Origin of the sequence: Pseudomonas sp. W2I6, assembly GCF_030815935.1 — a bacterium.
In the GTDB taxonomy this organism is placed as follows: Bacteria; Pseudomonadota; Gammaproteobacteria; order Pseudomonadales; family Pseudomonadaceae; genus Aquipseudomonas.
On the sequence record NZ_JAUSXJ010000001.1, the window covers coordinates 4591990 to 4605841 of the forward strand.

Sequence of the window (13852 nt, forward strand, 5' to 3'; positions counted from 1 at the left end):
GAAATGGCTGGTTATGGCTCGTTCAAAATCCCTGAGCGCGCGATCAGACGGTGATTATCCGCTGACGTGCGCTTCACTGCCCTGATGCTCGACGTCCAGCCACCAGGCCTGCCCGCGCTCCGGCTGGTTGAGCATGAACGCCTGCCCCATCGCCGGTGTGGTGATCGACACGTTACGCTCCCATGCCAGTGCCATGATGCGGTCGAAGGGTTCGTGCCATGCATGAAACGCCAGGTCGAACGTGCCGTTATGGATCGGCAGCAGCCAGCGGCCCTTCAAGTCGATGTGCGCCTGCAGGGTTTCTTCCGGTTGCATGTGCACGTGGGGCCAGTCGACGTTGTAGGCACCCGTCTCCATCAGGGTCAGGTCAAACGGGCCGTACTGCTCGCCGATACGCTTGAAGCCCTCGAAATAGCCGGTATCACCGCTGAAGAAAATTCGCCGTGAGCCGTCGATCATCACCCACGAACACCACAGCGTCTGGTTGCCATCGAACAGGCCGCGCCCGGAAAAGTGCTGGGCCGGCGTGGACACAAAACGAATCCCGTCCACTTCAGTGCCCTGCCACCAATCCAGCTGCCGCACCTTGCTGGCATCCACGCCCCACTTGACCAGCGTATCGCCCACACCCAGCGGCGCGAGGAAATAGCGGGTCTTGTCCGCCAGTTGCACCACCGCCTTGTGGTCCAGATGGTCGTAGTGGTTGTGGGAAAGAATCACCGCCTCGATCGGCGGCAGGTCCTCAAGGCTGATCGGCGGCTGATGGAAACGCTTGGGGCCCGCCCAACTGAACGGCGAAGCACGCTCGGCGAACACCGGGTCGGTCAGCCAGAACTTGCCGCGCATTTTCAGCAGCACGGTGGAATGGCCGAGGCGGAAAACGCTATGGTCCGGGGCGGCAAACAGTTGCTCGCGAGTCAGCGGCTGCACCGGGATCTCACCCACCGGGCGCGTGCTGCGGGGCTTCTGGAAGAGCATCTTCCACATGATGCCCAGGGTCTTGCCCAAGCCGCCATGCTGGATGGGCTTCTGATTGGTGAAGTGACCTTGATGCTGTTCGGAAGACTTGGGCGCTGTAGAAGAACTGTCGAGACGGGTTGAGATCGTGGCCATTACCGAGGAACTCCTGCAGACTGCTCTAAAAATTACACTGCACAGTGTAGTTTCTAGATTGCAACAAAACCGGGAGCAAGTAAACTACCGAGTGTAAGTTTCCCTTCAGAGCCGAACTCCCACCATGACTGTACCCCTGCGCCTCACCGACCGTAAACGCGAAGCCATCGTGGCAGCCGCCATTGCCGAGTTTCGTGACAACGGGTTCGAGGTCACCAGCATGGACAAGATTGCCGCCACGGCGGGGGTTTCCAAGCGCACGGTGTACAACCATTTCCCGAGCAAGGAAGAGCTGTTCGCCGAGATCCTGCATCAACTGTGGGCCAGCAGTGTTGCGCAACTGGACGTCAGCTACGCCAGCGACCGCCCTCTGCGGGAGCAACTGCGCGGGTTGCTGCAGGCCAAGATGACGATGATGTCGGACGCCAACTTCCTCGACCTGGCCCGGGTCGCGATTGCCGCCACCATCCACTCGCCGGAGCGTGCCCAGGACATGGTCAACCGCCTGAGCAAGCGTGAAGAAGGCTTCACCCAATGGGTGCGCGCCGCCCAGGAAGACGGCCGGCTGAGCTGCACCGACCCATGCTTCGCCGCCCACCAGGTGCAAAGCCTGCTCAAGGCCTTTGCCTTCTGGCCACAGATCACCCTCGGCCAGCCGACCCTGGACGCCGACGCCCAAGCGAACGTCATCGAGTCGGCCATCGACCTGTTCCTCGCAGGCTATGAGGTCGTGCCGCAGCACTGACCTGTTGCAGGAACGACATCCAAGGTCGTTTTTATCTGATTCGCCGCGTGTCCTTTGCAAATGGCCTGGAAGGACACTGATTATTCCCACGCGAATAACTGACAATATTCACACGTATTATCCGACCAGTGGTTTTCCCGATCACGTGTGCCGTCGTACCTGCAAAAAAAGAATCGACCCAGGAATCTATGGAAAACCAACGAGGCAAAGGGCTGTCATTTGCCAGACGTATCTACAGGCCAAGGATCATCGGCCTGGGCATCGGCTGCATCAGCGTCATCGCCGCGCTCTACCCACTGCAAATGCCAGGCTGGGTCTGGGCGTTGCTGCTGTTCAATGGTTTTGGCTGGGCGCACCTGGCCTATCAACTTTCGACCCGCTCTGATTTCCCCTACAAGGCGGAACGGCGAAACCTGCTCTACGACTCACTGCTCGGCGGGTTCTGGGCGGCGACTACACAGTTCACGCCACTGACGGCCGTGACCATCCTGTCGATGATGACCATGAACAACGTCGCCGCCGGCGGCAAACGCCTGTTCCTCCACGGCATCGTGGCGCAACTGGCAGGTATCGGCGTGTCCTGGCTGCTGTTTGGCATCCACTTCAATCCCGACGTCAGCCTGGTCCAGGTCTACGCCTGCCTGCCGATGCTGACCCTGTATCCCATGGCGCTGGGCATGGTCTGCTACCGCCTGGCGATCAAATTGTCGGAACACAAACGCGCCCTGAGCGCCCTGAGCCGCACCGACAGCCTCACCGGCCTGCTCAACCATGGTTCGTGGAAAGACCTGCTGCACCTGAAGTTTCACAAGTGCCAACAACAACATGGGAACGCCACCATCGCGCTGATCGACATTGACCATTTCAAGCAAATCAACGACAGCTATGGGCACATCATCGGTGACCAGGTTCTGCGCCAACTAAGCCTGGAACTTCGACGCAACCTGCGGGCAAACGACCTGGCCGGGCGATACGGCGGCGACGAGTTCTGTGTGATTCTTCCGGACATGCCCATGGAACAGGCCGCGCAAGTCATGGAACGCATGCGCGAGGTGTTCAGCAATTACCGAAACCCGGAAATCCCCGAGCTGCGGGTCAGCCTGAGCATTGGCCTGGCGTCTTTCCAGAGCACCTTCACCGACGCGGCCATGTGGCTCAACGCAGCGGACCGCGCGCTGTACGCGGCCAAGGACACCGGCCGTAACCGAGTCAATATCAGCGACTACGTGGTCGCCCATTCCGCCTGAATCCCGCCCTCTGCATCTCGTCTGAATTAAACGCGCCCGTCGCCGACCGATAGCATAATGCCGCCATTGGTCGACTGGCATAGAACTTCTTGCCGGCCATACGACTCAGAACCCGCTGTTCCACCCCGCTGCCAGCACAAGGAAGCTGGCAATGAGCACGTTTGCCGTATGGCCAGGCCTTACGGTGGCAGGCGCCCCCATGGATACCCCTGACGCTTGCTTCCCCCGAGCACACGACCATGCTATTCAACGCCCATAAAAAAACCATCAGTACCCTGCAAGCCACCCTTGCCCAGCAAGCCAGCCTTCTCGACGCCATCGACCGCTCCATGGCGGTGATTGAATTTGATCTGCAAGGCACAGTCCTGCGGGCCAACGAGAATTTCCTCAAGGTCATGGGCTACACCGCCGACCAAGTCGTGGGCCAGTCCCACCGCCTGTTCTGCACCCCGGCCTTTGCCCGCAGCGCCGAGTACGGCCAGCTATGGACGCAACTGCGCAACGGCCAATTCCAGTCCGGCACCTTTGAGCGCGTGACCAGCAACGGCCAGCCGACCTGGCTGGAGGCCAGCTACAACCCGGTGCGCGACGAGTCCGGCAGCGTGGTGAAAGTGGTGAAGTACGCCATGGACGTCACCCCGAAAATGCAGGCCGAGAGTGAAGCCAACGCCAAGTTGCAGGCCATCGACCGCGCCATGGCGGTGATCGAGTTCAACCTCGACGGCACCATCATCAGCGCCAACCAGAATTTCCTGCAGCGCATGGGCTACAACCTGGCGCAGGTGCAGGGCAAGCATCACCGCATGTTCTGCACACCGGAGCTGGCCAACAGCAGCGCCTACAGCGATTTCTGGCGACGGCTGAACCAGGGTGAGCTGTTCAACGGCCAGTTCGAACGCATCGACAAAAACGGCCAGGTGGTGTGGCTGGAAGCCAACTACAACCCGGTGTACGACGCCAGCGGGCGCCTGTGCAAGGTGGTGAAATACGCCTCCGACGTCACGGCCATGGTGGAGAAACACGCGGCCGACGCGCAAAGCGCCACCCAGGCTTATCACATCTCGCTGCAAACCCGGGACATCGCCGAAAAAGGCGCCGAGGTGATCCAGCAGACCGCCACCGGCATGCGTGAGATTGCCGCCAATATCGACGGTTCTTCCGCGCTGATCGCCAAGCTGGGCGAGCGTTCGCAGCAGATCACCGCCATCGTCAACACCATTCGCGGGATTGCCGACCAGACCAACCTGCTGGCATTGAACGCTGCCATCGAAGCCGCACGCGCCGGCGAACAAGGGCGTGGCTTTGCGGTGGTGGCCGATGAAGTGCGGCAATTGGCGGCGCGCACCAGCGGTTCAACGGCCGAGATTTCGTCGATGATCGAGATGATCCAGACCGAAACCCGCCAGGCCATCGACAGCATGGACGGTACCCGCGACCGCGCCGCCCAGGGCGTGGACCTGGCCAACCAGGCCGGCACGGTGATCCTGCAGATTCGCGAAGGCGCCAGCGAGGCGGTGCAGGCTGTGAGTGCGTTTGCCAATGAACGGGGCAACAGGTAAGCGACAGGGTTCTTCATGTGCCAGGCCGAGGGCTCGGTCTATAGTGGTGGCTTGTCTTACGCCACGGATTCGAGCCCGCCATGACCCCGGATAAACCTGAAGCCAACGTTGACCACCTGCGCTTTCATCGTAAACACGCCCATCTCGCGCCGACCTTTGGCAACGACACCTTTGCGTTGAAAGCCGAAGCCTTCGCGCGCTTCTTTGGCACCCCGACGTTCCTGGGGGCGCAAACGGCAATCGTGATTCTGTGGGTCGTGCTCAACATGACCGGCATCACGCACTTTGACGTCTACCCGTTCATCCTCTTGAACCTGGCGTTCAGCCTGCAATCGGCCTATGCCGCCCCCTTGATTTTGCTCGCCCAGACCCGCCAGGCCGCACGGGACAAGGCCCAATCCGACGCCGACGCCCAGCACCGCGAAGCCCTGGCCGTGGCCAACACCGAACGCCAGGCCCAGGCGGCGCAGACCACCAAGCAACTGCTGGAACTGTTGGAGCAGAACACCAAGCTCACCGAGATGACCAAACAACTGACCGAACGCATCGAAGGGCTGACCAGCGAGATGCACGACCAATTCGTGCGCAAGACCTGACCCTCCCACGCATCCCGTGTGGGAGCTGGCTTGCCTGCGATAGCATCTGCGCGGTATGCCTGATGCACCACAGCGCCTGTATCGCAGGCAAGCCAGCTCCCACAGTTATCTCACCGGCAAGCGCACATGCTGGCCCAACTGATCAAATAACGTCACCACCGAGCGCAAGGCCCGGCAATCGGGGCGCGTCAGCAGCCACAGGGCGGTGTCGTGCCCCACCAGCGGCGGGCTCAACGGTTCCAGGCCCGCGCCCAGCAGGTAATCCGGCAACGCGGCCGCGCCGAGTCCCGCGCGCACCAGCTCGGTTACCGAAACCATGCTGTTGCATCGATAGGCCGGCATCACTCCCGGCAAGTGCTGGCGCCGCCAGGTGACGGTGGGGTGATCCGGCAGGAAGTCATCCGGCGCGATCCAGTTCAGGGCCGCCAGTTCCTCCCCCGCATGCTGGCGGGCATAGTCGGCACTGGCGCACACCCGATACGACACCGTGCCCAGGCAACGTCCTACCAGATGCTCGGGCGGTGCCTTGGTCAGGCGCAGGGCAATATCCGCATCGCGGCGACTGAGGTTGGCGAAGTCATTGGACGTGCTCAGCTCCAGGGTCAACGCCGGGTAGCCCGGCATGAACTGCGCCAGGGCCGGCAGCAACAGTGACTGCAATACCGAGTCCGTGCACGTCAGGCGCACCGTACCGCTGATCACTTCACCGCCCTGCTCCACTCCCACACGTGCTGCCTCCAGCGCCTGTTCGGCACGTTCGGCCTGCTCGGCGAGGGTGGTGGCCAAGGTGGTGGGCAGGTAGCCGGCGCGGCTCTTTTCGAACAGCGTCTGGCCCAGCGCCGTCTCCAGCCGCCGCACCGCGCGAAACACCGTAGACACATCCACCCGCAGCAACGCCGCCGCCCGCGCGAGCGTGCCGCCGCGCACCAGGGCGAGGATCAGGGAAAGGTCGGGGTAGTCGATCTGATAGTGCACCGCTGCATTGAACATGTGTGTTAACGCCAATATTGATTGCGTGAGCGCCAATCTATAGTGAGCGCCAGGACTCAACAAGCCACGGATACCCTCGATGAATAAAACCACCCTGCACCTGGCCCTGATCGGCGACTACGATGCACAGGTCACCGCCCACCAGGCCATTCCCCTGGCGTTGCAACAGGCCGGCGCGGCGCTGGGCCTGACGGTGCGGTTCGACTGGCTGGCCACCGACACGATCAAATCCACCGAACAACTGCAGCACTACGACGGCTTCTGGTGCGTCCCCGCCAGCCCTTACCGTGATCTGGACGGCGCCCTGCTGGCCATCCGTTATGCCCGTGAACAGCGGCGCCCTTTCCTCGGCACCTGCGGCGGTTTTCAACACGCGGTGCTGGAATATGCCCGCAACGTGCTGGGCTGGGCCGACGCCGAGCATGGCGAACTGGCCCCCGACTCGCCGCGTGCAGTGCTGACACCGTTGACCTGCGCGCTGGTGGAAGCGACCGACACCATCCGCTTGATGGCCTATACCCGCATCGCCGAGGCCTACGCCACCCTGGATATCCATGAAGGCTACCGTTGCCGCTATGGCATCAATCCAGACTTCGAAAGCGCATTGCTGGAAGCCGACCTGATTGCCAGCGGCCATGACTCGGCGGGCGACCTGCGGGCGGTGGAGTTGCTGGGCCATCCGTTTTTTGTCGCCACCCTGTTCCAGCCGGAACGTGCGGCGCTTAAAGGCGTCACCCCGCCGTTGGCCATTGCGCTGCTGAAGGCCTGCGCATGATCGCCAAGACACCCAAACCGCCGTACTACGCCGTGGTGTTCAGTTCATTGCGCACTGAAGGTGACAACGGTTACGGACGAGCCGCCGACCGCATGCTGGAACTGGCCCGGCAACAACCCGGTTTTCTCGGCGTGGAATCGGCGCGCGGGGACGACGGGCTGGGCATCACGGTGTCCTACTGGAGCAGCGAAGCGGAGATCCTGGCCTGGAAGCAGCACGCCGAACACACTGAGGTGCGCGAACAGGGCCGCGCCACCTGGTACTTGGCGTGCCATACACGAGTGTGCAAGGTGGAGCGGTCTTACGCGTTCGAGCGCTGAAACCTCAGCCCGTGTAAAACACTTAATGTGGACAAGGGAGGCTCTGTGGTGAGGGCGCTTGCTGTAGTGAGGGAGCTTGTGTGGTGAGGGAGCTCCCTCACCACAGCAAGCCTCCTGCCACAGCAAGCTCCCTAGCCACAAAAAGCGCTCCAGCCGCAGGGCTATGCGGCACTCAACTGACCAGACTGCGCACCGCACTGATCTGTGGAATCTCCACCCGACGCATGTACACCCGCAGCGGTTCGGTGATGTTGATGCGATCGTCGATGTTCTGGTCGAGCAACAACTGGATCCGCTCGCGGGACAAGGTCATGGCCTGCCCGTCGACCGGCAGCCAGACAAACTCGGCGGTCGGGATAATGCCGTCATCGGCCACGTCCATGCCGAAGGAGTCTTCGCTGAAACGGACGATGTACTGGCCAGTCTTGCGGTTCAGGCCGACAAAACCCTGGAGTTGGTCGGCGGCCTGGCAGATAAGCTCGGAGGTGATGCGCATGGTAAACCTCACTGAAAAGTCCTACTTGGACTGGAAAGATGGTTTACACGCGTGGCAGGAAAATCTGCCCTCTGATGGGGCAATTCAAGGCAAGAGTACTGCATCGCACCGCACAAAAGTGCAGAAAAATGGCCGGTGAACACGTTAATGTCGGTTTGGTGATAGCGCCATTCGCAAGCAATTGTTAAAAAGGAGCCCTTCTCAAAGTTACCTCCACGAAAGGACTTCGCATATGCCTGTCACGTTTACCAAGAGTGCCCTGCTGCTGGCCCTGATGCTGGGCCTTGGCCACGCACAGGCGGCAAGCCCGATCAGCCCTACCGAATTGGCCACCAACGAAGGCATTCCGCACCCCGCCGTGATTGCCCACCGTGGCGCCTCCTTCGATGCACCGGAATCCACCGCCGCCGCCTACAAGGTCGCGCGCGACCTGGGTGCCGACTACCTGGAAATGGACCTGCAACGCAGCAAGGACGGCGTGCTATTCGCCCTGCATGACAACAACCTGCAACGCACCACCGACGTCGCCACCAAGTTCCCGGAGCGCAAGGACAGCCCGGCCAACGAATTCACCTGGGCCGAGCTTAAAACCCTGGACGCCGGCAGCTGGTTCAACGCCGCCTACCCGGATCGTGCCCGCCCGGGCTTCGTCGGCCTGAAAATCCTCAGCCTGGACGAAATCATCAAGATCGCCGAAGGCAATCCGCAGCACAAACCCGGCCTGTACATCGAAACCAAGGAGCCGAAGCAATTCCCGGGCATCGAGGCCGACCTGAAGAACAAGCTGCTGGATAAAGGCTGGTTGAGCTCCACCGGCTCCAACCAGGCCCAGAAAAACATCGGCGTCGGCCAGGGCAAGGGCCGCGTGGTGCTGCAAACCTTTGAGAAAGACAGCCTGAAAGAACTGCAAAAAGAGATGCCCAACACCCCGAAAATCCTGCTGTTGTGGGTAGGTGAAGGCAGCATCGAACCGAAATCCAAGGTGCCCTTCGCCGAGTCCGGCGAGCCGAGCAAAGCCGCCTACTACGCCAAGCAGGAGCCAAAGGACGCCGCCGAGTTCGAAAAATGGATCGACGAGGCCAAGAGCCTGGGCGCCATCGGTACCGGCCCTTCGGCACAGCTGACCAACCTGGGCGACCAGAGCTATTCCGACCTGGTCAAACCCGAGATGAACCAGTTGACCCACGACAAGGGCTTGCTGGTGCACGTGTACACCGTGGATGAGCCGGTGGACTTCGACAAGGTCATGAAAGCCGGCGTCGATGGCATCTTCACCAACCGCGCTGCCGAACTGCTGAAGTACTACAAGCGCTGGCCGTCCTCGAGTGTGGCCGACCTGCTGCAGGACAACGGTTACTGAGTGAGCCCCGAATGGTCAGGTCGCCTGTGGCTGGGGCCTGACTACGGGCTGATCCAGGGCATACCGGGGCGCACCGCGTCCCATGCACACTATGCCCATCAGCTGATGTTCTCCGCGGGCGGGCCGGTCACGGCCAGCCTCGATGGCCGTGCCATCACGGCCCATCGCCTGTTTATCCCGTCCAGAATGCCCCACGCCATCCTCCAAACCCATGGTGAGGTATTGATGGTGTATGCCGAACCCGGCGCCTTTGATATCGCCCCCTTGCAGGCCGCCCTGGCCGACAGTGAACGGTCCCTGGAAGCACTCGAGCGCACGTTGCGCCAATTGCCGAGACGCGCACTGGAAGATGCCAGGGTGGAGCGCGCGCTGTCGGCGCTGGATCAGCAACTGAGTGGCAAGGTCTCGGCCCAAGCCCTGGCACAGGCGGCGCACGTTTCGTTAAGCCAGCTGGAACGTTTGTTCGCCAACCAACTGGGTTTGCCGGTACGTCGCCTGGTGTTGTGGCGGCGCTTGCGAGTGGCGCTGGGACTGGCGCTCGGCGGCAGCACCCTGACCGAGGCTGCCCATGGCGCCGGGTTCGCCGATTCGGCGCATTTTTCCCGGACCATGAAACAACTATTCGGCGTCACGGCCGGGGCGTCGTTGCGCAACCTGCACGTACGAATCCTCGACTAGACCGACGGGAACCGGCGGCTCCTTGCTCAATTGCACCGTCCTGAACGGATCGCGCAACTGCGCCACATACTCCCGCGGAAAATCCGGCCGGCTGCCAATCCCCAAGTCGCCCTGCCCCATTCGATAGTCATGGCTGTAAAACGCCGTACCCAAGAGCCAATCCCACAGATTGAAAAACAAGCCGAAATTCACATCCCCAGCCCGGCCATATTTCATGTGATGAAAACGATGCATCGGCGCCCAGGCGAACACCCAGCGCAGCGGCCCCAGGCGCATGTCGACATTGGAATGCTGCAACAGCAGCTGCACGGCAATCGCCAGGGCCAGCAGCAGCGCCACCTCCGTGGGCATGCCCAGCAGGATCAACGGCGCCAACCCGGCCGTGGCTTCCAGCATCTGGTGCAACGGATGCTTCATCAAGCCATTGAAGCCATACAGCCGTTGCACGCTGTGGTGCACCGCGTGCAGGCGCCACAAGGCAGCGACTCGGTGGCTGGCGTAATGCATCAGGGTGATGCCCGCATCGGCAATGAAGATCGCCAGCAGCAATTGCGCCCAGAGCGGCCACGCCCGCGGCCATACACCGTCGACGGCCAACAGCGCGGTCAGCACCGGCAAGATCAACAAGCCCGCCGCATTGAGGCCCTCATTGACCAATGCGTGAATCAAGTCGCGACGACGATCACCCTGGTTGCGATTCCACTGCGGCTCATAGGGCAACCACCACTCGGCGATAAACGACACCGCCACCGCCAGAACAAATACCAGCCCCAGCCACTGCAGCGCATCCCTCTGCACCAGCCACAGCGCCCACCCGATAAACCCTGCCCAAAACAAGGGCGCATACACCCAGGCCATTAACTGTTTCATCTGTGCCTCCCGTAAGTGAGACGCCAGCATGAAACCCCGCACTCGCCGCCGATTGAACAAACGGCGCAATCTTAAGGGTGAGTTAAGTTGCGCTGGTTAACCTGATCCCACTTAAACAGCTCACCCCAAAGGATCACATCATGAAAAACCTGACCGCTCTGTTCGCTGCTGCCGCCTTGACCCTTACCGCCGGTTTGGCCCAGGCCGATGTTCGCCCGGACCAGATTCCGAGCCTGCTCAAGTCCGGTGCCGTGATGGATTTTGAAAAGCTCAACGCCAAGGCCGTGGCCCAGCACAAAGGCGCCACCATCGTTGACACCGAACTGGAAGACAACGCCGGCCGCCTGGTCTACGAGACCGAACTGCGTGACACCAGCAACGTGAAGTGGGACGTGAAGCTGGATGCCAAGACCGGCGAAGTCCTGGAAAACAAGCAAGACACTTGAGTTGAACCGCAAAAACGCCGCGCCGCCTTCGGGCCGCGCGGCTTTTTTATGCGCGCTCGTCGCCCAGAAGAGCAATTAGTCTAATTAGCGTGAACGAATTTGTACCTTACGCCGCCAAGCTCGCTAGAATCCCAACCATCAGCCAAGGCACAACGCCAGCAGCATCAGGACCGGAACCGTTCGCCATGGGGCAAAAAGCCGTCGACATTGCCACCATTGGCAGAGTCAGCGCCGTCCCGGCGATTCTCCAGGTAGTCAGCGAGATGACCGGCTTGCGTTTTGCGGCCGTGGCCCGGGTCACCGATGATTCATGGACCGCCTGCGCCGTGCGCGACCAACTGGACTTCGGCCTGCCCGTGGGTGGCGAGCTGGACCTGACCACCACCCTGTGCCACGAAATACGCGACTCCCACGTCTCGATCGTGATCGACAAAGCCAGCGAAGACCCGCTGTATCGCGACCACCACACGCCGCGTATCTACCACTTTGAAAGCTACATCTCGGTGCCGGTGTTCCGCACCGACGGGCGTTTCTTCGGCACCATCTGTGCCCTGGACCCGAACCCGGCGCAACTGCGCAGCAGCACCATCCAGTCGACCATGGAGTCGTTTGCCCGGGTGCTGTCGCTGCAGATCGAAGCCGAAGAAAGCCTCCAGCAGACCGAAGCCGACCTGCAGCAGGAGCGGGAAACCGCCGAACTGCGCGAACAATTCATCGCCGTGCTCGGCCACGACCTGCGCAACCCGCTGTTCGCCATCAACGTCGGCGCCGAACGTCTGCTGCGCAAACACCCGGACCCGGCCACCGACACGCTGGTGCGGCACATGCTGGCCAGCGGCCGCCGGGCCTCGCAACTGGTGGAAGACGTACTGGACTTTGCCCGCGGGCGAATGGGCAGCGGCATCCCGGTGAACATCAGTGAATGCACCGGGCTTGAAGACACTTTGCAGCATGTGGTGGAAGAGGTGCAGCACGTCCATCCAAAGCGGCTGATTCACGCCAGCATCGGCAATCTCAAGGGTGTGAAAGGCGACCGCGAGCGGCTCGCGCAATTGCTCTCCAACCTGGTGGCCAACGCCATCAGCCACGGCAACCCGCAAGGACCGGTTGAAGTCAGTGCGCAGGTCAACGCCGGCACGTTTGAGTTAACGGTGAAAAACCTTGGGCTGATCAGTGAGCAAGCCATGCCGCTGCTGTTCCAGCCCTACTCCCGACCGACGGGCGCCCTGCCCCAGGCCGGGTTGGGCCTGGGGTTGTACATCGTCAAGCAGATTGCCGACGCCCATGGCGGGCGGCTGGAAGTGTCTTCCAGCGAGCAGGACGGCACGGTGTTCAGCTTCAGTTTGCCCGCGGGCGATTGACGGCCACCTCAAACCGTCACAAAAGCGTCAAATTCAGTTGCCATGATGCGCTCAGGTGAACCTGTGAAATTTCCTACAGGCACTTTCCCTGCGAGCCTCCATGAACCACAGCATCGACCACAGCCACCAGGACTCCGACCTGTTTGGCTTGCTCTACGGTTTTCGTTTCCGCCCCGGTGAAAAGGGCGAACAGATTGATTCAGCCACTGCCCTTGCGGCCTTGCAGCAGCCCGGAGACCCCGACGAATTTCTGTGGCTGCATTTGAACCTGGCCCACGCCGCCTGTGAGCGCTGGATGCAGGCGCACCTGAACCTGCCGGAAGAATTCTTCGAAGCCTTGCACGAAGGCTCACGCTCCACCCGCATCGAACACGTGGACTCGGCCTTGCTGGCGGTGGTCAACGACGTGGTCTTCAACTTCAGCAGCATGGTGTCTTCAGACATTTCCACCTTGTGGGTGTGCGCCCGCAGCCGGCTGCTGATCAGCGCGCGCCTGCAACCGCTGCATTCGGTGGACAAGCTGCGCTCGTCGGTGAAGGCCGGTGAACACTTTCGCTCGCCGCTGGAACTGCTGGTGCATTTGCTGCGGGACCAGGGCGAGGTGCTGACACAGATCGTGCGCAAGACCAGCCTCAGCGTCGACCAGATCGAGGACCAGTTGCTGTCGTCACGCCTGTCCACCAACCGCGCCGAACTGGGTGCCGCGCGCCGGGTGCTGGTGCGCCTGCAACGGTTGCTGGCGCTGGAGCCGGGCTCGTTGCTGCGGCTGCTCAATCGCCCGCCCCAGTGGTTGCAGAAGGAAGACGTGAAAGAGCTGCGCAAATCCACCGAGGAGTTTGCGCTGATCATCAACGACCTGATGGCGTTGGGTGAGCGCATCAAGCTGCTGCAGGAAGAGATCGCCGCCAACCTCAACGAACAGAGCAACCGCACGTTGTTCACCCTGACCGTGGTCACGGTGCTGGCGTTGCCGATCAACATCATTGCCGGTTTTTTTGGCATGAACGTTGGTGGCGTGCCGCTCTCCACAGACCCGGAAGGCTTCTGGATTCTGGTGGCGCTGGTGGCGACAATCACCCTGATTGCCGGACGCTGGGCATTTCGCAAGCGCAAGGATTATTGATTTGAAATGCGATCAAGTGTGGGAGCTGGCTTGCCTGCGATAGCGATGGTGACTGATACACCGCTATCGCAGGCAAGCCAGCTCCCACATTTTATCGGCGGTGTTTTATAGACCGGCGGCAACTTCAATTCCCTAAACACTGATTTACCGCAGCATCTCTGTAACATTCTGCA

Annotated in this window: 15 protein-coding genes; 11 read left to right on the forward strand and 4 right to left on the reverse strand. The window is 61.4% G+C overall.

What is annotated here, in order from left to right:
* Nucleotides 1–54 precede the first annotated feature (54 nt).
* The gene (locus tag QF039_RS21095; RefSeq protein WP_008432945.1) at nt 55–1113 is read right to left on the reverse strand and encodes an MBL fold metallo-hydrolase; all 1059 of its coding nucleotides are present in this window, start codon (nt 1111–1113) and stop codon (nt 55–57) included.
* A 124-nt stretch (nt 1114–1237) separates the two neighbouring features.
* Between QF039_RS21095 and QF039_RS21100 the strand changes: the two genes are divergently transcribed.
* The 4 genes from QF039_RS21100 (at nt 1238) to QF039_RS21115 (ending at nt 5260) form a co-directional block, all read left to right on the forward strand.
* Nucleotides 1238–1858 (forward strand): TetR/AcrR family transcriptional regulator, encoded by a 621-nt coding sequence (locus QF039_RS21100; protein WP_003211473.1) that lies wholly within the window; start codon nt 1238–1240, stop codon nt 1856–1858.
* A 188-nt stretch (nt 1859–2046) separates the two neighbouring features.
* On the forward strand, nt 2047–3105 hold the full coding sequence (locus QF039_RS21105; RefSeq protein WP_003211472.1) for a diguanylate cyclase: 1059 nt from the start codon (nt 2047–2049) through the stop codon (nt 3103–3105).
* A 239-nt stretch (nt 3106–3344) separates the two neighbouring features.
* Entirely contained in the window at nt 3345–4664 is a 1320-nt protein-coding gene (locus QF039_RS21110) for a PAS domain-containing methyl-accepting chemotaxis protein (protein WP_307520494.1), read from the forward strand.
* An 80-nt stretch (nt 4665–4744) separates the two neighbouring features.
* Entirely contained in the window at nt 4745–5260 is a 516-nt protein-coding gene (locus tag QF039_RS21115) for a DUF1003 domain-containing protein (protein WP_003211469.1), read from the forward strand.
* 105 nt (nt 5261–5365) lie between these two features.
* Here the strand turns inward: QF039_RS21115 and QF039_RS21120 are convergent, their stop codons facing one another.
* Entirely contained in the window at nt 5366–6250 is an 885-nt protein-coding gene (locus QF039_RS21120; protein ID WP_307520497.1) for a LysR family transcriptional regulator, read from the reverse strand.
* 79 nt (nt 6251–6329) lie between these two features.
* Here QF039_RS21120 and QF039_RS21125 point away from each other — a divergent pair, with 79 nt between their 5' ends.
* Together QF039_RS21125 and QF039_RS21130 are read left to right on the forward strand one after the other, a co-directional pair.
* Nucleotides 6330–7025 carry a CTP synthase gene (locus tag QF039_RS21125; RefSeq protein ID WP_307520499.1) on the forward strand — a complete coding sequence of 232 codons (696 nt, stop codon included), beginning with the start codon at nt 6330–6332 and terminating at the stop codon, nt 7023–7025.
* Nucleotides 7022–7345 (forward strand): antibiotic biosynthesis monooxygenase, encoded by a 324-nt coding sequence (locus QF039_RS21130; RefSeq protein WP_102605202.1) that lies wholly within the window; start codon nt 7022–7024, stop codon nt 7343–7345. Before QF039_RS21125 ends, QF039_RS21130 begins: the two co-directional genes overlap by 4 nt.
* Before the next feature lie 172 nt (nt 7346–7517).
* Here the strand turns inward: QF039_RS21130 and QF039_RS21135 are convergent, their stop codons facing one another.
* Nucleotides 7518–7841, reverse strand: a complete 324-nt coding sequence (locus QF039_RS21135; protein ID WP_008432956.1) for a DUF2025 family protein — start codon at nt 7839–7841, stop codon at nt 7518–7520.
* 232 nt (nt 7842–8073) lie between these two features.
* Between QF039_RS21135 and QF039_RS21140 the strand changes: the two genes are divergently transcribed.
* The gene (locus QF039_RS21140; protein WP_008432958.1) at nt 8074–9201 is read left to right on the forward strand and encodes a glycerophosphodiester phosphodiesterase; all 1128 of its coding nucleotides are present in this window, start codon (nt 8074–8076) and stop codon (nt 9199–9201) included.
* A complete protein-coding gene (locus QF039_RS21145) occupies nt 9202–9879 on the forward strand; it encodes an AraC family transcriptional regulator (protein WP_177117364.1) in 678 nt (225 codons plus the stop codon).
* Here QF039_RS21145 and QF039_RS21150 read toward each other — a convergent pair.
* On the reverse strand, nt 9820–10749 hold the full coding sequence (locus QF039_RS21150; protein WP_307520505.1) for a sterol desaturase family protein: 930 nt from the start codon (nt 10747–10749) through the stop codon (nt 9820–9822). The genes QF039_RS21145 and QF039_RS21150 overlap by 60 nt on opposite strands.
* 140 nt (nt 10750–10889) lie before the next feature.
* Between QF039_RS21150 and QF039_RS21155 the strand changes: the two genes are divergently transcribed.
* The 3 genes from QF039_RS21155 (at nt 10890) to QF039_RS21165 (ending at nt 13679) form a co-directional block, all read left to right on the forward strand.
* Complete coding sequence (locus tag QF039_RS21155) at nt 10890–11195, forward strand: PepSY domain-containing protein (RefSeq protein ID WP_177054581.1); 306 nt, start codon at nt 10890–10892, stop codon at nt 11193–11195.
* A 185-nt stretch (nt 11196–11380) separates the two neighbouring features.
* Nucleotides 11381–12556 (forward strand): GAF domain-containing sensor histidine kinase, encoded by a 1176-nt coding sequence (locus QF039_RS21160; RefSeq protein ID WP_307520509.1) that lies wholly within the window; start codon nt 11381–11383, stop codon nt 12554–12556.
* A 100-nt stretch (nt 12557–12656) separates the two neighbouring features.
* Complete coding sequence (locus QF039_RS21165) at nt 12657–13679, forward strand: transporter (protein WP_307520511.1); 1023 nt, start codon at nt 12657–12659, stop codon at nt 13677–13679.
* Nucleotides 13680–13852: the final 173 nt, after the last annotated feature.